Origin of the sequence: Veillonella parvula (assembly GCF_024461875.1) — a bacterium.
Lineage (GTDB): Bacteria > Bacillota > Negativicutes > Veillonellales > Veillonellaceae > Veillonella > Veillonella parvula_I.
Map to the genome: position 1 here is coordinate 702,699 of NZ_JANGAL010000001.1, position 22,334 is coordinate 725,032.

22 protein-coding genes are annotated in these 22,334 nt (G+C 38.4%); all 22 read right to left on the minus strand.

Annotation, left to right across the window (positions count from 1 at the left end):
- Positions 1-11 precede the first annotated feature (11 nt).
- On the minus strand, positions 12-1,325 hold the full coding sequence (locus tag NE668_RS03405) for an NCS2 family permease (RefSeq protein ID WP_227036856.1): 1,314 nt from the start codon (positions 1,323-1,325) through the stop codon (positions 12-14).
- Positions 1,326-1,579: 254 nt separating this feature from the next.
- Positions 1,580-2,752 (minus strand): phosphopentomutase, encoded by a 1,173-nt coding sequence (locus tag NE668_RS03410; protein ID WP_227036855.1) that lies wholly within the window; start codon positions 2,750-2,752, stop codon positions 1,580-1,582.
- Between the two features lie 130 nt (positions 2,753-2,882).
- Positions 2,883-3,416: an NUDIX hydrolase gene (locus tag NE668_RS03415; RefSeq protein ID WP_004692995.1), complete on the minus strand. Its 534-nt coding sequence runs from the start codon at positions 3,414-3,416 to the stop codon at positions 2,883-2,885.
- An 8-nt stretch (positions 3,417-3,424) separates the two neighbouring features.
- A complete protein-coding gene (locus NE668_RS03420; RefSeq protein ID WP_227036854.1) occupies positions 3,425-5,050 on the minus strand; it encodes a class I SAM-dependent methyltransferase in 1,626 nt (541 codons plus the stop codon).
- 146 nt (positions 5,051-5,196) lie between these two features.
- A complete protein-coding gene (gene dut / locus NE668_RS03425; RefSeq protein ID WP_004692993.1) occupies positions 5,197-5,646 on the minus strand; it encodes a dUTP diphosphatase in 450 nt (149 codons plus the stop codon).
- A 10-nt stretch (positions 5,647-5,656) separates the two neighbouring features.
- Positions 5,657-7,726, minus strand: a complete 2,070-nt coding sequence (locus NE668_RS03430; RefSeq protein WP_101928198.1) for a polyribonucleotide nucleotidyltransferase — start codon at positions 7,724-7,726, stop codon at positions 5,657-5,659.
- Between the two features lie 111 nt (positions 7,727-7,837).
- Complete coding sequence (gene rpsO, locus NE668_RS03435; RefSeq protein ID WP_004692991.1) at positions 7,838-8,104, minus strand: 30S ribosomal protein S15; 267 nt, start codon at positions 8,102-8,104, stop codon at positions 7,838-7,840.
- 172 nt (positions 8,105-8,276) lie between these two features.
- Positions 8,277-9,074 carry an ABC transporter ATP-binding protein gene (locus NE668_RS03440; RefSeq protein WP_004697427.1) on the minus strand — a complete coding sequence of 266 codons (798 nt, stop codon included), beginning with the start codon at positions 9,072-9,074 and terminating at the stop codon, positions 8,277-8,279.
- A 10-nt stretch (positions 9,075-9,084) separates the two neighbouring features.
- A complete protein-coding gene (locus NE668_RS03445) occupies positions 9,085-9,957 on the minus strand; it encodes an ABC transporter permease (protein WP_004697183.1) in 873 nt (290 codons plus the stop codon).
- Between the two features lie 11 nt (positions 9,958-9,968).
- Entirely contained in the window at positions 9,969-10,949 is a 981-nt protein-coding gene (locus tag NE668_RS03450; RefSeq protein WP_012864241.1) for an ABC transporter substrate-binding protein, read from the minus strand.
- 24 nt (positions 10,950-10,973) lie between these two features.
- Positions 10,974-11,951, minus strand: coding sequence for an ABC transporter substrate-binding protein (locus NE668_RS03455; RefSeq protein ID WP_008713786.1), 978 nt, complete (start codon positions 11,949-11,951; stop codon positions 10,974-10,976).
- Between the two features lie 131 nt (positions 11,952-12,082).
- The gene (locus NE668_RS03460) at positions 12,083-12,460 is read right to left on the minus strand and encodes a hypothetical protein (RefSeq protein ID WP_012864240.1); all 378 of its coding nucleotides are present in this window, start codon (positions 12,458-12,460) and stop codon (positions 12,083-12,085) included.
- A 50-nt stretch (positions 12,461-12,510) separates the two neighbouring features.
- Positions 12,511-13,902, minus strand: coding sequence for an aminopeptidase (locus tag NE668_RS03465; protein ID WP_012864239.1), 1,392 nt, complete (start codon positions 13,900-13,902; stop codon positions 12,511-12,513).
- Between the two features lie 71 nt (positions 13,903-13,973).
- Positions 13,974-14,957 carry a 3'-5' exonuclease gene (locus NE668_RS03470; protein ID WP_156697499.1) on the minus strand — a complete coding sequence of 328 codons (984 nt, stop codon included), beginning with the start codon at positions 14,955-14,957 and terminating at the stop codon, positions 13,974-13,976.
- A 4-nt stretch (positions 14,958-14,961) separates the two neighbouring features.
- Positions 14,962-16,002, minus strand: coding sequence for a glycosyltransferase family 9 protein (locus NE668_RS03475; protein ID WP_156697498.1), 1,041 nt, complete (start codon positions 16,000-16,002; stop codon positions 14,962-14,964).
- A complete protein-coding gene (locus NE668_RS03480; RefSeq protein ID WP_004697170.1) occupies positions 16,002-17,021 on the minus strand; it encodes a glycosyltransferase family 9 protein in 1,020 nt (339 codons plus the stop codon). The genes NE668_RS03475 and NE668_RS03480 overlap by 1 nt, the downstream gene beginning before the upstream one ends.
- A 70-nt stretch (positions 17,022-17,091) precedes the next feature.
- Positions 17,092-17,586 (minus strand): D-glycero-alpha-D-manno-heptose-1,7-bisphosphate 7-phosphatase, encoded by a 495-nt coding sequence (locus NE668_RS03485; RefSeq protein WP_008713775.1) that lies wholly within the window; start codon positions 17,584-17,586, stop codon positions 17,092-17,094.
- The gene (rfaD, locus tag NE668_RS03490; protein ID WP_060918813.1) at positions 17,586-18,551 is read right to left on the minus strand and encodes an ADP-glyceromanno-heptose 6-epimerase; all 966 of its coding nucleotides are present in this window, start codon (positions 18,549-18,551) and stop codon (positions 17,586-17,588) included. The genes NE668_RS03485 and rfaD overlap by 1 nt, the downstream gene beginning before the upstream one ends.
- Complete coding sequence (rfaE1, locus tag NE668_RS03495; RefSeq protein WP_060918812.1) at positions 18,548-20,026, minus strand: D-glycero-beta-D-manno-heptose-7-phosphate kinase; 1,479 nt, start codon at positions 20,024-20,026, stop codon at positions 18,548-18,550. The genes rfaD and rfaE1 overlap by 4 nt, the downstream gene beginning before the upstream one ends.
- A gap of 93 nt (positions 20,027-20,119) precedes the next feature.
- Positions 20,120-20,689: a D-sedoheptulose 7-phosphate isomerase gene (gene gmhA / locus NE668_RS03500; protein ID WP_060918811.1), complete on the minus strand. Its 570-nt coding sequence runs from the start codon at positions 20,687-20,689 to the stop codon at positions 20,120-20,122.
- Positions 20,689-21,615 (minus strand): dipeptidase, encoded by a 927-nt coding sequence (locus NE668_RS03505; RefSeq protein ID WP_060918810.1) that lies wholly within the window; start codon positions 21,613-21,615, stop codon positions 20,689-20,691. The genes gmhA and NE668_RS03505 overlap by 1 nt, the downstream gene beginning before the upstream one ends.
- A 60-nt stretch (positions 21,616-21,675) precedes the next feature.
- A complete protein-coding gene (gene nrdR / locus NE668_RS03510; protein ID WP_004692976.1) occupies positions 21,676-22,167 on the minus strand; it encodes a transcriptional regulator NrdR in 492 nt (163 codons plus the stop codon).
- Positions 22,168-22,334 lie beyond the last annotated feature (167 nt).

A 22,334-nucleotide genomic window follows, 5' to 3' on the forward strand; every position in this document is an offset into this window, starting at 1 on the left:
AAGGATCCTCCTTACATAAAGATTTCTTTCAAAATGAAAATGAGCGCCAAGAAATACATGACACCGGAAACATCTCGATATTTTCCAGTCAAAACCTTAATCAATACATAACTGATGAGACCCCATTCGATACCCACACCTATGGAGTAAGCAAATGGCATCATGATAATGGTCAAAAATGCCGGTAGTCCTTCCGAAATATCACCGAAATCGATGTCCTTAACGGATGCCATCATAAATAGACCTACCACGATGAGTACCGGCGCTGTAGCCGCCACAGGAATAACCATGAGTAACGGTGCCAGGAATAAAGATGCTATAAAGAGTCCCGCAATGGTTAAAGCAGTCAAGCCCGTGCGACCGCCCTCTGCGATACCCGCTGCCGATTCAACAGCTACAATATGAGGAGATGTACCTAGTGCACTACCGATAATAGTACCTAATGCCGATACTTTCATACAAGAGCTTTGTACACCCAACTGTTTATCTTGAGGCACTTCGGCTTGATTCGTAAGACCAATCAATACGCCCACTACATTAAATAAATTAACAAACAAGAACGTAAAGGCCACAAATACCATATCTACAGATAAAAGTTCACTCATATCATAATGAAACCAAATCGGTGCCAACGATGGTGGCATAGAAAATATCGTCGACGGCAACTTGGTAATCCCACAGAAAAACCCAACAACAGCAGCAATGATAACAGCTAGAAATATTCCTCCTTTTACATTGCGCCCCGTAAAAACGGCAATCAGTATAATTCCCAATATAGATACTAGGCTGGATGGAGTTTGTAAATCGCCAATGCTCACAATGGTGGCAGGATTACTTACAATAAGTCCTGCACTGCTGAGACCGATGAGGGCGATAAATAATCCGATGCCCGCCGTTACCGCCAGTTTAATCGTATGAGGTATGGCATTGAACAGGTATTCTTTTAATGGTGTAACCGCAATCAGTAAAAAAGCTAAACCTGCAATTAATTGAGCCGTCAGAGCAAAATCAAAGCTATGTCCCATCTGGACTACGATAGTATAAGCAAAAAAAGCATTGATACCCATACCAGATATGCCAGCGAATGGCATATTACTATACAAAGCTAGCAATAAAGTCATGATGATGGCACTCACAGCCGTCGCCGTGAACACCGCACCTACATCCATACCGGCGGCACCAAGGATAGCGGGATTTACAGCTAATACATAAGAAACGCAAAGAAATGTAGTGGCCCCCGCAAATAACTCTCTCGATACGGATGAGCCTCGTTCTGAAATCTTGAATACTTTGTCCCATACACTACCTTGTACTTGTTCTCTCATGATGATTCCTCCTCTCGTACTTACAATCATGGGCGTATTCATTTATATTTATATATTTCCACATAACTACATAAATTTCCTGTATATGTTTGAAATTTTGTATACAAAAATACCGCAACACATGGTAATTACTTCAAATTATCATGTATTGCGGTATTTAAATAATCAATAAAGTATATTATGCCACCCAAATATTCTAGATACATACATATATGGTTCCAATGATACAGAAAGTATTATAGAATCGCATGTATCTATGATTTCATAATATCCAAAAATGATTTTCCAATATGCCATTGTTTTAATCCAAAGTTTTGTAATACTGTTTCACCTATATCCGCAAAACTATGTCTATCACCTAAAGCTACTGAATGACTCATACTTGGACTATAAGCTAGCAAAGGCACCATTTCTCTCGTATGATCTGTACCTTTCCAAGTCGGATCATTCCCATGATCTGCAGTGATGAGAAGTAAATCATCATCTTTAAGCAAGTCCAACAAACCGCCTAATTGGTAATCAAAGTCTTCAATAGCACGCTTATACCCTTCTACATTGCGCCGATGACCGTACAGACTATCAAATTCAACAAGGTTGACCATCATGAACCCCCGTGCAAAGCTTTGGCCCAACAGATAAGAAACTACGTTCATACCATGCGCGTTAGACTTTGTCGGATATGATGCATCCCAGCCAACATGAGCATAAATATCGCCGATTTTGCCCACTGCCACTGTTGGAATGTTTGCGTCTTGTAACTCTTGTTGCACCATTTTCTTTTCAGGCATACGACTGTAATCATGACGATTTGAGGTGCGTACAAAATGACCTGGTGTACCAACAAAAGGTCGAGCTATAATACGCCCCACATAATAATCACCGACACATACTTTATCGCGTGTAATTTGACACATGCGATACAAATCTTCTAAGGGAATGATATCCTCATGCGCTGCAATTTGAAAAACCGAATCCGCCGATGTATATACGATTGGCTTACCAGTTCTTATATGTTCTTCTCCGAGGCGTTCAATAATTTCCGTTCCAGAGGCTACCTCATTACCAAGAAATCCATAACCCGTTTCTTTTATGAAAGCATCCATCAGTTCCTTCGGAAATCCATCATAAAATGTCGGAAATGGCACCGTTACAGGATGCCCCATCATCTCCCAATGACCACTTGTCGTATCTTTGCCAGTACTCGTTTCAGCCATACGACCATAAGCGCCAATAACAGGCTCATCAAACGCTGATATATCAGCAATATTAGCTAAACCTAGAGATTTTAAATTTGGATAGCGAATAGGTCCTGCTACCGCTTCGATATGTCCTAATGTATTCGAACCTTCATCGCCAAATTTAATCGCATCGGCTGCATGCCCTACACCGACACTATCCATTACTAGTAGAATAATTCGATTATACATATGTACTCCTAAATCTATATGAGATTAGTTACTCATATAATGTAAAAATACTTTATAACATATTACAGTTAAAATCATCAATATGAATTAATAAAATACATATTATATTGAGAGATAATATTTCTAAAAATTACTTAAGATATGGCATAGCAAGCATGAGGGCCGCCAAAGATTTGCTATCCTTAATAGCCTCATTCTTGATAGCTTCCAATAGTTCTGTCAATGTGTAGTATTCTAGCTCCACATATTCATCAGGATCCCAATTGGTTTCCCCCATGGTAAGGTCCTTCGCAAGATATAAATGTAATACTTCATTGCAGAAACCAGGACTCGTAGCAATTGTACCTAACGAAATCCATTGAGCTGCACGATAGCCGGTTTCCTCAGCAAGCTCCCGTTTAGCACAAACAATCGGTTCTTCATTTGGATCTAATTTTCCTGCTGGTACCTCCAGTAGCGTCTGTTGCAAAGCATATCTAAATTGACGTTCCATAACAATCTTATTATCCTCTGTTACTGCCACAATCGCTGTAGCACCCGGATGATGCACAACCTCACGCCATGCATCCTTTCCGTTCACATCGGCTATATCATAGGTAACTTGAATCAACTTACCGTTAAATTTCATTTCACTGGATTTCTGAATTTCCTTACTAATTGCCATATATACCTCTAATCTTTTATTTTATGTAAAAACCCGAGCATTTTTATACGTTGTAAAATTTCCTCTAAGTACACTTTATTAGGAACAATAAAATCAATATTATCCCGCGTATGACGCTGAACTGTAATATTGTCATCCATAATAGCAAGAATCTTTTCTTTTGTTGTAGGCTCCACCATTTGCTTTATTACAAAGAGAAATCCATTATCTATATCTTGTTGTACTTTATTGTACATGTCGCCTATACCAATATAGGAGCTGCCTTCTTTTTCTACTATAGTAGAAATAAAATCTATAAAACGTTGAGGTATATACACCTTATTATCTTCGAAAGCAACTCTTTCATATGGTTCGGCATACATATCGAGATTATCTACAATAATCAAATATAGTAAACGAGAATAAACTCTGTCCATTTCGATAGTATAACCAGGCAACTTTCTATGTATATGATCAACTATATCCTGAACAGTAAATATATCCCCTCGATCCATAACCTCTTTAATAGCAATATGGATACTATCCGTCATATTAGAAGGAATACCAGTATTGACAACGCTGCAATAATATAATTTTGATAATACATCTATACTAACTCGTTCATTACGAACAATCTTTTTACTATGTTTATTTTTCGTTAACAGGGACATTCTAAACTGCGTATCATAAATGTAATCATAATATTGCTCTTTTGCAATATAATCATCATTTGCCAATTGAGCTATATTATCGTGAATATCCTCCGGTAACCAACTTATGAAAGATCGTGAAAGAAATACATCCCCTATATAGGCACAACCTTGGTCATTGGCACGTTTTATAAATTCATGTACATATACAGGATCATTAAAAGGCTCTAAATATTCATGAGCCACATAATAATCGTTAGAGCTCAACACATTTTGGATGTTATCAATTTTATAACTCGCTTTTTGACTTATCCGATTATCTAATCCCATTGTATCCGCTACGAGCTTCAATATATTCTTCGTATATAAAGTCCGCTCCATCAACGGTAGCTCTAACTCTTTTTGCTCTGCATATTGCATGATTTCTCGATACTGATCTAATCGTTTCCATCCAGGATACGTATTATACGATACATAAGCTACACCATTGTCGGATAAATTCTTATTACAGATAGATAGAATTTTATCTTTTACCACATCCGGAACCCAGGACCAAATACCATGTACAATAATATAGTCAAAGGTACCGAATGAATCATCAATATCTAGAATATCCTTCTCAAGCAAATGTATATTAGATAGTCCCATCGACGCAATCAGTTCATTTCCCATCTTAATCTGGGAAGACGATAAATCAATACCCGTAAAAGACGCTTCAGGATAGTATAAAGCTTGAGAAATAATGTTCCCGCCAAAAGAACATCCAAGCTCAAGGACACGCGCCTTTTTTAAAGATACAGGATTTAGTCCAAATAACAAAGCTCGCGCTGCTAATGTATTTAACGAGGTCGCCCCAAAAGGTTGAGAAATATATACTACATCTTCATAACTTTTTTTAAGAACCTTATTCTCATCCAAAACGTGCATGGTATTTTGTGTAGTCTCAATGTCATTCCCCATAACTGATGTACCTACATTCTTTTTTTGTTTTGACTCCTGTTTCATAAAGCCTCCCGAATTGTTCTACTAACTATAATAAATATTATATAGTATTATTGATAATAATTACAGCTGAAGAGAGAAATAAACACACAAAAACCGCCCAACAAAGTTGAGCGGTTTTTACTAGTTTATACAAAACCATATATTATTTACATAGTCCCAGTGCTTCCAATGCCACCAGTTCTTACACCAGTAGCATCATCATCATTTGTAATAAGGTATTTAGAGAATATACCTTGAGCAACGCGTTCGCCTTTTTCAAGGGTAACTGGTTCTTTGCCAAAATTATAGAGAGCGATCATAATATGACCTTCGTTGTCCTCATTGTTGTAGTAATCACTATCAATGATACCTGTGCTATTCACAAGTGCTAAATGGCGTTTAATAGCCATGCTAGATCGGATGTGAATGGCAAGGTATTCGTCGTACGCCATGAAAGCTTTAATACCTGTCGGAACGAGCACTACTTGTCCTGGTTCTAATGTAACAGCTTCAGCACATTCAATATCATAGCCTGCGCTTTCAGTTGTTTTACGAGTTGGTAAGTTGATATCTTGTTCTTCAAAAGCAGAAACTACTTCAAAGCCACGAATATCCATGTAACACCTCTTATTTTAAACAATCTTTACGGGACAAGTTTACACGGCCCTGTTTATCGATTTCGATAACTTTTACCATGATTTCATCCCCTACACTTACTACGTCTTCTACATTTTCAACGCGTTCTTTCGCAAGTTTGGAAATATGTACAAGACCTTCCTTACCTGGTAATACTTCTACGAATGCGCCAAAGGCCATTAAACGAGTTACTTTACCAAGGTATACTTCACCTACTTCAACCTCTTTAGTAAGGTTTGTGATAATTTCTTGAGCTTTTGCAGCCCCTTCTTGTTCTACAGAAGCAATAAATACTGTACCATCATCTTCGATGTCGATTTTAGCGCCTGTTTCTTCGATGATACTTCGAATTACTTTACCGCCAGAACCGATTACGTCACGAATCTTATCAGGATCAATTTTCATTGTAATAATACGTGGAGCGTATTGGGACATTTGTTGACGTGGTTCAGCAATTGTATCAAGCATGATGCCCATGATATGCATACGGCCTTTGTGAGCTTGTTCTAATGCTTCTTGAAGGATCTCACGGGATAATCCAGAAATCTTGATATCCATTTGAATTGCTGTTACGCCTTTAGCTGTACCAGCAACTTTAAAGTCCATATCTCCAAGAGCATCTTCCATGCCTTGAATATCAGTTAAAATTGTATAGTGTTCCCCTTGAGTTACAAGACCCATAGCGATACCAGCTACAGGTGCTTTAATAGGTACACCAGCATCCATCAAAGATAATGTAGAACCACATACGGAAGCCATGGAGCTAGAACCATTAGATTCCAATACTTCAGATACTAAACGCAAAGCATATGGGAAATCCTCTTCACTCGGAATCACAGGTACCAATGCGCGTTCGGCCAACGCACCATGACCAATTTCACGACGCCCAGGGCCACGGGAAGAACGAGTTTCCCCTACAGAGAAGGACGGGAAATTATAATGATGGATATAACGTTTTTCAGTTTCAACACCAAGACCATCGATGGTTTGTTTTTCGGATAAAGGCGCTACTGTTGTGACATTCAACACTTGAGTTTGACCACGTGTAAACAAGCCAGAGCCATGTGTACGTGGTAATACGCCTGTACGGCAAGAGATTGGACGAACTTCATCAAGTTGACGGCCATCTGGACGGATTTTTTCAACAGTAATCATATGACGCACGATTTCTTTTGTCATTGCATCAAATGCTTTATTTACATCAGCCAAGTTATCTGGGTAGATTTCTTCAAAGTGAGCTAACACATCTGCACGTACTTCATTTTCTTGTGCATCACGTTGTTGCTTATCTGCACAACGAACTGCAGCATCAAGTTTATCATGACCATAGGCACGAACTGCATCACTAATTTCAGCAGGAACATCTTTACATTCAAATACGCGTTTTTCCTTACCTACTTTTGCAGTCATATCTTCTTGGAATGCTACGATCTTTTTGATTTCTTCGTGAGCTGCCATGATAACTTCAAGAATGATATCTTCCGGTACTTCTTCAGCGCCACCTTCAACCATGAGAATAGCATCTTTAGTACCAGCTACAACGATATTAAGATCTGTTTCTTCTAATTGTGATTTCGTTGGATTTACAACAAATTCACCATTGATACGTCCCATACGAACGCCTGCAATAGGGCCATTCCAAGGAACATCAGAAATAGACAATGCCGCAGAAGCACCAATCATACCACAAATGGCTGGATCACAATCTTGGTCCACAGACATAACTGTTGCTACTACGTGTACTTCGTTACGTACACCTTTATTAAATAATGGACGAATAGGACGGTCAATCAAACGGCTATTCAAGATTGCAGACTCAGGTGGACGCGCTTCACGTTTAATGAACCCCCCTGGTAAACGACCAACCGCATACATTTTTTCTTCATAGTCTACTGTAAGTGGGAAGAAGTCGATATCCTTCGCCTCTTTAGAGCCTGTAGCAGTAACGAGTACACGAGTATCGCCATAGCCAACCATTACAGCACCGCCAGCTTGTTTTGCAAGTTCCCCAGTCTCAATCGTAAACGTACGACCAGCTAGGTCCATTTGGAATTGTTCCATTCCTATTCCTCCTAAAAATCTTCTTATATGTATACCTTCTAATTATATATCAATTAAAGCTAAATAGCCAATTCAAAATAAAAAAGCCGTCCTTTAGGACGGCTAATTTTATTATTTACGAAGACCAAGGCGTTCGATAAGAGAACGATAACGTTCGATATCTTTACGACGAAGGTAGTCAAGCATGTTACGGCGTTGACCAACCAATTTCAACAAACCACGACGGGAATGATGGTCTTTTTTGTGCTCTTTCAAGTGCTCAGTTAAGTATTGAATGCGACTTGTTAAAATCGCAACTTGTACTTCTGGAGAACCAGTGTCACCTTCATGAGTAGCGTATTCTTTAATTACTGCTAATTTAGCTTCTGTAGTTAACATTAATGTTACCTCCTAAAAAAATTATAATCCCGATAAGCTTAAGTAACCGTTGGAGAATCGAATACTTCGCTTACGATATGTCTTACGACCTAATTTAGTATACAGTATCTGCCCTATCTTGTAAAGCAAAAATACAGTAATTGAACAAAAGATAGATTAGAACTTTCTTCTATTATTTAGCACCTAGCACCATGCGGTCGCTCAGTGCATTTTCACCAGCTACCTCGAACTTTTGAAGTAAGTCCGCAACAGTTAATTGTTTCTTTTCTTCCCCTTTTACATCATAGATGATTCGACCAGCATCCATCATGATGAGGCGATTACCAAATCGCAATGCATCACGCATATTATGGGTAATCATAAGAGTTGTTAGATTATGTTCTGCAACGAGTTTATCTGTCAGTTGCAATACATTTTCTGCAGTTTTAGGGTCAAGTGCCGCCGTATGCTCATCTAGCAATAAGAGTTCTGGACGAAGCATGGTAGCCATTAACAATGTAATAGATTGACGTTGACCACCAGATAGTAAGCCCATACGAGCAGATAAACGATCTTCAAGGCCTAAGCCTAATAATGCAAGACGTTCCTTGAAAAATGCTTGTTCACTATCTTTGAAAGCCCATTTAAGACCTAAGCTTTTACCACGGCGCATAGCAAGAATCAAGTTTTCCTCGATTTGCATATTACCAGCAGTACCAACCATCGGGTCTTGGAATACACGACCAATGTATTTAGCACGTTTGTATTCTGGCATTTTTGTCACATCAATCTCATTAATTGTAATGGATCCTTCATCTACTGGAAATACACCAGCAATGGAGTTTAATAAAGTACTTTTACCAGCACCATTACCACCAATGACAGTACAAAAATCACCCTCTTCTAGACGAAGATTAATGCCTTGTAATGCAGTCTTTTCATTAATTGTGCCCTTAAAGAAGGTTTTTACCATATTTTTTACTTCTAACATAGTGTCCTCCTTAACGAGCCAACCATTTTGCTTTCAATGTAGGTAAGGAAAGCGCGATGGCAACAAGAATTGCAGTGAATAATTTCAAATCATTTGGTGGCATACCCATGTAGAGAACGGCTGCAATAACGATACGATATACAATAGAACCAAGTACTACGGCGATGAGACTACGTACGAAGGATTTCGTACCAAACACTACTTCACCGATGATTACAGAAGCCAAACCAATAACGATGGTACCAATCCCCATACCTACATCAGCAAAGCCTTGGAATTGACCGATAAGAGCCCCAGACATACCAACAAAACCATTGGAAATCAAAAGGCCAAGAACGATCATATTATCAGTATTTACGCCTTGAGCGCGAATCATTTGAGGGTTAACACCTGTAGCACGTAAGGCTGTACCAATTTCGGTACCGAAGAACCAAAATAAGAGCAAGCATACTACTACAGCAACGATAATACCTACGATGGCTGCAGACCACATATTCGGCGTATGGAAAAATCCACCAAGAATCGTATAAATTGTATCCATTCGAAGCAAAGATACATTAGCTTTGCCCATGATGTGAAGGTTTACAGAGTACAATGCAATCATTGTCAAAATACCAGCCAATAATGCAGGAATTTTTAATTTTGTATGAATCCAACCTGTTACAGCACCGGCTATCATACCACCCACACCGGCAAGTAAAATGGAAAGGATTGGATTCATACCACTTGTAATTAAAATAGCAGAAATGGCTGCCCCCATTGGGAACGTACCTTCCACGGTTAAGTCAGCCACATCTAATACGCGGAAGGTTATGAATACACCGACCGCTAACAAAGACCATAAAAGGCCTGTGGTTATGGTGCCTACCACTAAATCTAACATCAAATTCTCCTCTATTGTTTCATATCTTTACGAAGAGCTTCAGGAATCGTAATACCTAATTTTTTAGCACGTTCTTCGTTAACAGTTAACTTAATCTCTTTTTGTGTCTCAATAGCTAAGTCTGCAATTTTTGCTTCTCCTGCAAGAACTTTAGCAGCCATTAAACCTGTTTGATAACCCAATTGATAGTAATCAACAGAATAAGTTGCTACACCACCAGTCATTGTCATACCTTCATCGGCAGCAAATACTGGAATTTTAGCAGCATCTGTAATTTGTGCTAAGTTAGCCATAGCAGATGCCAATACATTATCTGTTGGCGTATAGATAGCTTGTACATCTTGGTTCACAAGATTGGTAGCGGCTTGTTGGATATCATTTACATTGGAAACAGTTGCCTCTACAACAGTAATACCTTTTGTAGCAGCATACGCTTTCATTTTTTCAACTTGCAATTGGGAGTTGATCTCAGAGGATGTATAAATGGCACCAATACGCTTTACATTCGGTACTAATGCTATGATAAGATCAACCTCTTTTTCAACAGGTGTCATATCAGATGTACCAGATACATTACCACCAGGGTGTTCGTTAGATTGAACGAGTTTAGCTGTCACGTAATCTGTAATAGCTGTACCCATGATTGGCATGTCATGAGAAGCATTTGCCATCGTCTGAGCCGCAGGCGTTGCAATAGCTAATACTAAATCCTTTTTATCAGATACGAAACGTTGTGCAATACTATTTAGATTAGATTGATCGGCCTGTGCATTTTGTTGATCAATTTTAATGTTTTGACCATCCTTAAATCCTTTAGCTGCTAAACCATCTACGAAACCTTTATTAGCAGCATCAAGAGATGGATGTTCTACTAATTGAATAACACCAATTTTCTTTTGGTCATTAGTTGCAGTATTGGAACCACAACCGCCTACCATTGCCATAACAGCAATGGCACTAAGTGCCACTGCAATACTTTTTTTCCAGTTCATGTATAACTCCTTACCAGTTATGTATTAAATCATAGTCGCCTTGTTCATCAAATCCTCTGGTAAGGTGATGCCCAATTTTTCTAATTTATCTTTTCCCACAACTAATTTAAATTCTTTCTGCATTTCGATAGGCATATCTTCAACTTTAGCTTCGCCAGTTAGAATTTTAGCTGCCATCAAACCAGTCTGGTAACCAAGTTTGTAGTAATCTACAGACAAGGACATAACTGCCCCACCTTTTACGTGGTTATCTTCACCGCCAAACACAGGAATTTTTGCTGGATCGGTAATAGCTACAAGATTGCTCATCGCAGAAGCTACCACATTATCTGTTGGCACATAAACTGCATCCACACGTTGAGATACTAGGTTTTGTGCCGCTTGTTGAATATCGTTTACATTGGAAACTGTAACTTCTTCAACTTTAATACCCTTTGTAGCTGCATAAGCTTTCATCTTCTCCACTTGAATTTGAGAGTTTACTTCGCTTGAGCTATAGATAGTACCAATTGTTTTCGCATTTGGCATTACTCGTAAAATTAGATCTACTTGTTGCTCTACTGGATTCATGTCAGACGTACCAGATACATTACCACCAGGTTTTTGATTGGATTTAACAAGTTTAGCTGCCTCGTAATCAGTAATTGCTGTACCTAAGATTGGAATATCATGAGTTGCATTCGCCATGGATTGAGCCGCTGGCGTAGCAATTGCTAAAATCAAGTTTTTCCGATCGGATACGAAACGCTGTGCAATACTATTCAAATTAGATTGATCAGCTTGCGCATTTTGTTGATCAAAAGTAATCTTTTCTGCCAAACCTTTTTCTTTTAGCGCATCAACAAAGCCCTTATTTGCCGCATCTAGTGCAGGATGTTCTACCAGCTGTACAACACCAACTTTATATTCACCATTCGATGTAGTTCCATTTGAGCCACAGCCTGTAAACGCCAACAATGCTGCCGCCGTGAGCGCTAGGGCAATACCTTTTTTCAAGTTCATGGGGATTTCCTTCCTATCTGCAATGACTATAATACATCTATTATAAACAAATTTCTTTACTACATCAATGTAGCAGGTTAAAGTATTTTACATTTGTCCATTTATAGAACACATTAAGATACGAAATCCTTTTACTTTTCAAGAGACGCTAACATGTCTTCTGTTAAATCATTAGCTGCTAAAATATAGTCCTTAAGAGTCCCTTTATCAAGAGCTACCTTCATAACAGGCACTTCAAATGGGTCCAAGATGACGCACATTAGAATTTCACCCGTTATATAGTAACCAACCACTGCTTCTCCTTCTTCAGGATCTAAAGTTTCACGTTTTACAGTAACACAGTATGATCTCATAACCTGTGCTGCTGCTTCTGCTACCTCTTTACGATTAGCAATATATTCCTCAACCTTCGTTTCAGGGATGTCAAAAATATCTACCTTTACAGTCTTGACCTCTGTAGCCTCTCCTTTCGCAGACTCTATAGCTGCGCCTAATTCTGTTTGCTTCATATACACCTCACAAAGAATGGACTTTTACCATTGGTGAAAGCCCCATTATCTTAGATTGATTCATCAGCTGCATTTAAGAACGCTACATAGCATTGTTTAGCCTCGTAAATATCAGCCTTAGATGTAACCTCCCAAGGAGCATGCATGCTAAGAACGGCTACACCACAGTCGATGACATTCATACCATAAAGAGCCATGATGTACGCAATGGTGCCACCACCACCTAAATCAACCTTACCAAGCTCTGCCGTTTGGTATGTTACATTGTTAGATTCCATGACACGACGGATAAAGCCCATATACTCAGCATTAGCATCGTTAGAACCAGCTTTACCACGAGAGCCTGTAAATTTATTGAATACTACGCCCATGCCAAGGTAGGAAGCATTTTTCTTTTCATATGCAGACGCATAGAGTGGATCATAACCGGCACTTACATCGGAGGATAACATACGAGATTTCTCCAACGTACGACGTACACTTACAGAATTAGGTTTACCCATAAGTGTTAAAATTTCAGCCACTGCATTTTCAAAGAAGCGTGATTGCATACCTGTAGCACCTACAGAACCAATTTCCTCTTTATCTACAAGTAAGCAACAGGTAGTACGCTTTACATTATCCACTTCAAGCATTGCTACCAAGGATGTATAGGCACACACGCGATCATCTTGGCCATACGCCATTACCATGGAACGATCAAAGCCCATATCACGTGCTTTACCAGCTGGTACAATTTCTAGTTCTGCAGACAATAAGTCACGTTCAATAAATCCATACTCTTTTTCAAGAAGGCTATTAATAAATTTAGTAACCCCTTCTTTTTCTTCGTCTTTAACTGGACGGCTACCGATGAGTAAATCAAGAGCTTCCCCTTCAATTACTTTAGCTGCATTCTTTTGCATTTGTTCTTGTCCCAAATGAGGTAACAAGTCAGTTATGCAAAACACAGGATCTGTTTCTTTATCACCAATGTTGATATTAATGCGGGTGCCATCTGTTTTTACCACAACACCATGAATAGCAAGAGGCATAGCTACCCAATGATATTTTTTAATACCTCCATAGTAATGAGTATCCCAAAATACTAAATTACTATCCTCATATTGTGGATTTTGCTTTACATCGATGCGTGGAGAATCAATATGAGCACCTAAAATATTCATACCCAATTCAATATCATCAGTACCAATATTAAATAAAGCAATAGATTTATCCATATGTGTGTAATAAATCTTATCACCAGCTTTAATTGACGTATTGCTTTTAATAATGTCATTTAGATTTATATAGCCCTTTGCTTCTGCAAATTCTACAGCTTGCACAACACATTCACGTTCTGTTTTACCATTATCTAAAAATTGACGATATGTATCACTTAAAGCATATACCTTTTCCATAGTGGCATCATCATAATTATGCCATGCATATTTACGTTCCATAATCTATCCTTTCTAAAAGTTCATATCCTAATATATAGTACAATTCAGAAAATGAATTTGAATTTACATAACTATTTTTGGCGGACTTTTTCTTGTTCCGCCTTACGATACTCTAAATATTTTCGCTCTTTTTCGCGATTGATTTCAGACTTCTGAGTATATAGAGAACGAATTTCATCCGTACAATGGGTCAGTACCTTAGTAACATAGAATTTACTACTGCCAGACTTAATCGTATACTTTCCAACTTTAAGTTGCACCGCAAAATCGCCATGTTTAGGACATACTCCAATGGCTAGGTGCTTATCCCCTTGTAATCGTTCAGGTCTTGTCATTTCTAAACGTGTTTGACAGTACGGACAGAAGGACATACGTACTCTTCTATCATGAACAATACGTTTTTTCTCAGAAAAATTTTCATACATAAAAAATGTAAGAATAGGAGGATATAGGAAAGGATTACTACTTTCCTTGCGAATTAGATCATAATGCAAAATTCCTTGTGCGATATCTAAAGACTGACAAATGTGAGCTGTAAAGACTGCATCATGCAAGGCATTATGAGCAGATAGATGCTCCGTTGATATATTAAGATCCTCCATAGCATGTGCCACAGAGTACTGCTGATTTGTTCCATAGCGTTGATAAGAATAAATCATTTGCGCATCTACCCATTGATCATAAGATAATGCTTTCATCTTATGAAGCATAAGATTTTCGCGTAGGATAAGAATATCGTCTGATCCCCAAGAAAGCAGCATATATTCATCACCACACCATTTTTGAAAGTACTGCATAGCCGTCTTGAATGGCACACCATGATTGAGCTCATGGGTGCTTATCCCTGTCAACTCACGCACATGTTTATGCATCCGTGGCAGATATTGAGGTTTGATGAACATCGTAAAATGATCTATAATGTCCATCTTTTCATTCAGTTTTACCGCTCCGATTTGAATGATTTCCCCTGTCAACGGCATTTTTGTGCGCTTCATAAAGCTAATATCATTGCTATAGGGTTGATTCCATTCTAAATCAAATACAATATAGTTCATATGTTTATTTCGATTCTAAAAGCAATGTTTCCGCTGCTTTAATAACCTGTTCTTCAGAAATTACAGATAATCCTTTATAATTTCCTTCTTTAATAATTTTCTTCATGCTTTTACCAATCTCATAAGAATCCATCGTTTCTAAAACGACAGCATGAGCTTGATAAGGTCCATAAAAGAATGGATTTGATGGACCATACAGTGCCACAATTGGCACACCTTGACTAATTCCTACATGCATTGGTCCAGAGTCATTAGTAATTAATAGATTACAACGGCTCATAGCCGCTGCCAAAGGGCCTAACTGGAATTTTCCGGTAGCCACAATAGGCTTTGTTTCCATTTGTTCTACTACGGGATGCACCATTTCAAGATCCATAGGTCCGCCAAAGAAAACCGTCTTATAACCTAAACGACCAAAGTAATCTGCTACATGAGCAAATCGTTCAGCTGGCCAACGTTTCTCAGGAACGGCGCTACCGATATTAAAACCAATGAGTATATCAGTATCAGTTAATCCATGACCAGAATAAAACTCTTGAGCCTGACGGCGCCATTCTTCACAGGTCTCAATATGTAAACCAGAGTTAGAAGTATCTGTTACACCTAATTGCTCTAGTACATTAATGTACATATCCGCAGCATGACGAGTTTTACGATCTAAGCGCGTATACTTTGTCATGAATGGTCTAAAGAGGAAATGACTCATACCAGTTGTAATAGGTGCATGAATCTTCCAGGCTAAATATGAAGTACGCTCATTAGGATGTAAATTAATGACAATGTCAGGTTTTCCCTTAGCATTGATTTCACGAGCCACTTCATTGAGACCTGAGATGCTATTATGGCGCCCTTTTTTATCTACAACAATAAGTTCATCAATATTTGGATTATATTCCATTACTTGTTGTAATTTTTCATCTATTACATACGTAATATGACTATGAGGAGCCGCTTTGCGAAGCACTTCTAAAAACGGAGTCGTTAATATAACATCGCCTAAATGCATTAAAAAGGTTACCACAATGCGCTTATAATCTAGTTCCATTATAGTTCCTTTCCAAGTACTTGTTCATACACTGACCATACCGCGTCTACAGGAATTTGTGCCATACAGTCTGGATCATCTACTAGTGGTTGCTCAGGTGTAGCCTTAGAAGTAGGTGAAATAATGAGATGTACATGACTACCACCATAAGGACCTGTACGCTTAGGTGATGTTGTACCAAACATGGCAATCAAAGGACGCTTCAAAGCATTTGCAATATGCAATGGTCCCGTATCGGCACTAATAAAAATCTGACAATGACGAATCAACTCAATGAGTTCAGGCATGGTTGTAGATCCCACTAAATTGATGAGATTCTTATGTTTTACATAATTTTCTATGAAAGCACCTTTATCTACATCATCAGGAGCACCGGCAATAACAACCTTCTTACCAGATTCACATAAACGAATACAAAGTTCTCCAAAATTTAGAAGTGGCCACTCCTTAACAATCCATCGTGCCCCTGGTACAACTACAATATATTCATCATCTACACCATGGCATTTCAACTTTTGTTTTATGGATTTCTCAGCCTCAACGTAAGCTGGCATAGGAAATTCAATCTCCTCTACCTCGCCACCAAGTGCACGTACAGTATCAAGATACCGTTCGATAACATGGTCGTATTTATGCTCACCTACTAAGGCTTTATTAACAAGATTACTGCCCTCACGAAGCTCCCAGTAGCCATATTTTTCAGGGGCACCAGATAATAAAGAAACAATAGCACTTTTAGCGATGCATTGAAGGTCTAAGGTCATATCAAAATGACGACTATGTAGCTCCTTGCGCAATTGATATAAATACGTAGGCTTCTTTAGTTGTTTTTTGTCAATGATAATCACGTCATCAACCCATGGTGTACCAGGTAAGAGGCTAGCGAATTGCTCATGAATAGCCCATGTAATACGAGCATTAGGCCAATTCTTGCGCACAGCGTACAAGGTAGGCAATGCGTGAATTACATCACCTAAGGAACTCATCTTGATGATGAGTATATTCTTGTAATCTTTCATATAGCCTCCCCAAATACAACACAACAAACCCAAATATATTCTTCCGAAATAAACTAAATGGAATAAATGATTAAATTATTGTTTTAATGAAATCCAATAGATTAGAGCCTTTAAATAAGTACCCCTTAATGCCAGCAGCCTCAGCTGCATCAACATCACGCTGACTATCACCGATAAGAAAACTATTTGATATATTTACATCATAATCCTTAATAGCTTGCTTAATCATGCCAGGTTTAGGCTTTCTACATTCACATTCTACTGCATAGAGAGGAACAATACCTTCTTTATGATGTGGGCAATAATAGAAATGTAAAATCGGTGCTCCACTGCGATCTAGTTCATGAGCCATATAGTCATGTAAAATCTGAACATCAGATTCTTTATAATAACCACGAGCTACACCACTCTGATTTGTCACGACAATGAGATCATAGCCCTTACTATGAGCATAAGCAAGGGCCTCTTTTGCACCATCTACCCACTCTAAATCGCTGATTTTGTATAGATAACTAACATCCTTATTAATAACACCATCGCGATCTAAAAATAATACCTTGCGCATTAGCGTAAATACCCTTCATTATTATCTAATAGTTCACAATATTCTTTAACGGCATCTTCCATTTTATGGAACCCTTTGTCATAGCCAGCGGCTAACAATTTAGTAGTATCAGCCTCTGTAAAGCTTTGGTATTTACCCTTTAACACCTCTGGGAATGGCACATATTCAATTTTGCCTTGACCATTGTAGTCGATAACAGCTTGCATGAATTGGTTAAAGCTATGAGCATTACCTGTACCACAGTTAAAAGTACCAGAGATTTCAGGATGCTCCCAGAAATAGAAGTTTACATTAACTACGTCTTTTACATAGATAAAGTCACGTGTTTGACCACCATCTTCGTAGCCATCTGTACCTTCAAAGAGATTAATAATACCTGTTTCTTTATTTTTGTAGAACATTTGACGTACTAAAGAAGCCATTTTATCTTTATGGGCTTCATTAGGACCATATACATTAAAGTAACGTAGCCCAACAACTTGCGCAGTATATTCACCTTCATATTTGCGTACATAACGGTCGAATAACAATTTAGAATACGCATATGGGTTAAGTGCTTCTTCAGCTTCCGTTTTTTCTACGAAACCATATGTACCATTACCATAGGTAGATGCAGAGGAGGCATAGATGAATGGAATACGACGATCTTGGCAATAATGGAATAGATTTTTAGAACCTTCATAGTTGTTCTTCATCATGTATTTACCATTATATTCCATTGTGTCTGCACAAGCACCTTCATGGAATACGACTTCAATAGGGCCAACGTCGAATGTACCATCAGCAATAGCACAATCAAAATCATCACAATCGATGTAATCTAGAAATTCTAGATTTTGAATATTGCGAATCTTACGACCATCTGTAAGATCATCTACGATGAGAATATCTGTACGACCACGATCATTCAGTGCTTTCACAATATTACTGCCAATAAAACCAGCACCACCTGTTACGATAATCATAATTTGCCCTCCTTAGCCATAGTAGCTATTTTCCCTACAATATCTGATGTAGAGTAACCTTCTTTAAATGAAAGAACCTCTACATTGTCAACGGACTCGCGTCCAATAATATCTTCTATTTTGTAATCTCCGCCCTTAACAAGAGTATTGGGACGTAAGTACGCTAGTAATTCAGCCGGTGTATCCTCTTCAAATAGTACTACACCGTCAATACATTGCAACGCACTCAACAAGGCCGCTCTATCCGCTTCACTTACGATGGGCCGTATTTCCCCTTTTAAACGTCGAACAGATGCATCAGAATTTAATCCAATGATTAAATGATCACCTAGCTGCGCAGCTTCTTGTAAATACGTGATATGTCCACGGTGAAGAATGTCAAAACAACCATTTGTAAACACTACAGTTTCACCTTTGCTTTGCCATTGTGAAACGAGTTCTTTCATCTCTTCCTTCGTATATAATGGCTTAGATTGAATACTATGTTTATAGGAATGCCATAAGTCTAATAACTCAGAACGATGTATTGGATACGTACCAACCTTAGATACTACGATACCCGCTGCACCATTAGCGATATGCAAGGCTAAACGCATCGATAGACCACTTGCAAGACAGGTCATCATCATGGATACAACGGTATCTCCAGCACCACTCACATCGAATACCTCTTGTTGAGTAGCAGGATTATGCCATGTACGGCCATCCTTTGCAATAACCGTAATACCCTTAGCAGATCGAGTAGCCACAATATAGTCTAAATCTACAGTAGCAAGTACAGACTTAGCAGCCTCTACAATAGTAGCATCATCATTTTCTAATGTACGGCCTACACATTCACCGAGTTCTTTCACATTCGGTGTAATACATGTAGCACCATTGTATTTAGACCAGTCTGCCCCCTTAGGATCTACGATAGTTTGCACACTATATTCCTTAGCCAAACCAAAGATTGTCTTCAATAAGGTAGGTGTACAAACGCCTTTACCATAGTCAGATACGACAATACCATCAATCCCCGCTTTACATAGATTTTCCAACCAAACAGACAATTGTTGCTCTTCTTGATTGGTTAAATTTGTAATCGTTTCAAAATCAAGGCGCATCATCTGTTGACGATCACCTAATATGCGCATCTTAGTAATAGTAGAGCGGTCATCACTAGTGATTAAACCAGTCGTATCGATTTTATCAGTATCAAGTAAATTTTTTAATAAATGGCCATGGTCGTCATTACCTGCTAGTGCACCAAGATATACTTTACAGTCTAAATTAGACAGATTAGATGCAACATTACCAGCTCCACCAAGGACCTCTTTCATCTTGGACACGCGGTTTACAGGAACCGGTGCTTCTGGAGAAATACGACTTACATCACCAAAAACATAACGATCTACCATTACATCGCCTACAACGGCAATCTTCAAGTTTGGCAGTTGCTTTGTTAAAAACTGATTAATGGTAGTATTTATCATAATCCACCTATTCCTTATCAAAATTACATATGTTCCTAATTTAAATAAATTTATAATTGAAACAATGTGTATCTATAAGTAAAAACCTATCGGTTAATAATCTTCTTCAATAATTTCGCATATAATGTGGCCAGCTAAGATATGCATTTCTTGAATGCGCGCTGTCACATTACTGGGAATAGCCAGCGTAATATCACATAGTTCGGCTAGTTTGCCGCCCCCTTCACCGGTGAAAGCAATGGTATGCATACCAATAGAACGGGCCATTTCTGCAGCTTTTACAACATTCTTGGAGTTACCAGAAGTAGAAATACCGATGAGAACATCACCTGTACGGCCTAAGCCCTCTACTTGACGTGCAAAAACAGATTCAAAATCATAGTCATTCGCAATAGCTGTTAATGCGGATGTATCAGTAGTTAATGCAATGCCTACAAGAGAGCGCCGTTCCTTTTTAAAGCGACAAATCAATTCAGCTGCTAAATGTTGAGAGTCCGCCGCAGAGCCACCATTACCACAGAACAAAATTTTATTACCATTTTCTAAAGCCGCTTTACAGCGATATCCGATTTCTTGAATGGTATCCATATGTTCCATCGTTTTACCAAACACTTCAAGATGCTCTGTAAAACGATCTGCAATGATTGGATTTAAATCAGTCATTATAAAATCTCCTTTAGTAGTCTATCTGCATTTTTCCAGAATAACTTTTCACACTGTTCCACAGATAAGCCTGCCTCTTTAAATGCATCATAAAGACGACTCATTTGAGACATATCTGCAATCTCTGTGTCGGGTGGAATCCCATCAAAATCAGTTCCTAATGCCACTACATCTTCACCGCCCTTGTCGATGAGATATAGACCATGTTTAACAATATCTTCAATGCGACTAATTGGCGATGTGCCGAGAAAATTCTGTGCAAAATTAAGTCCTATAATACCTCCCTTATTAGCGATAAGTCTAATAAGATTATCTGGCAAATTTCGCGTATGAGACCGTAATTCCCGTGCATTTGAATGAGATGCTATAAAAGGAACATCTAAAATATCTCCTAGTTGCTCTGTACCAGCATCGTTAAGATGAGAGCAATCAACAATTATCCCTAACTCTTGCATAGCTTCTACAAATTCAACACCTTTAGATGTTAATTTCTTATGTTGCTCACCACAATGTGGCTCGCCAAGTCCATTTGGATAGTTCCATGTTAGCGTTATAAGTCTGACTCCATCTTGGTAAGCTTGTTTAAGTTTATTTAAATCGCCACCTAGTACGCCACCTTCCTCAATAGACATAAGTGCCCCAATCTTACCAGTCTTGTATACAGACTCTACATCTTGATAAGAGAGCACATGTTGTATGTGCTCTCCATAGTGATGAATTTGTGATACACACAAATTACGCATCTCTTCATAGCGGCCATAAGGGTCATTCGTCTCACCCATATTAATAAAGAGTGCAAAGTCTTGTATCTTGCTATGAGCCTTTTGTAATTTTTCTATATCTATTTTCCAAGTATTGCGATATAAATCACCACTATCAGGATGATCTAGCAATTGCATCATCGTATCACAATGTAAATCTATCATAAAGCCTCACACATTGCTAATTTCAAAACCATGTATAACCAATCAGTAATACAGAATCAATTATTCTTCTACGACAGGTTTGCGTTTCGGCTTTTTAGCGTCTAACTTCTTCAGAGCTTTTAACTCTTCCATAAAGCTATCAATATTATCAAACTTACGATATACACTAGCAAAACGAACATATGCAACTTGATCTATGTCTTTCAGTTGTTGTAACACGAGCTCACCAATGCGATCAGTTGTAACCTCTTGGTTAATTTCATTCCGAATATCACGCTCTACATCATTAACTACTTGCTCCATCACAGACATAGGAACTGTACGCTTATCACAAGAGCGCAATAACCCATTCAGTAGCTTACCGCGGTCAAATAATTCACGTCGTCCATTTTTCTTCAATACCATAAGTGGTACTTCTTCTATAATTTCATAGGTAGTAAAGCGACGGCCACAATTGATACATTCACGGCGACGGCGAATACTATTACCTTCATCAGTCGTTCTAGAGTCTGTTACCTTCGTGTCTGTGTGTTGGCAATAAGGACATCTCATCTGTTACTACTCCTTTTCTACTAATCATTCTAAAATAACGCATAATACGCCCATTTTCTCTATATTATATAGTACCATGAAACCCTTGAAAATACAAAGAATCCCTAGGATTTCCTAGGGATTCTTCCATTATTCTTCAATTTTTCATTTTATGAAATATTTGAGAA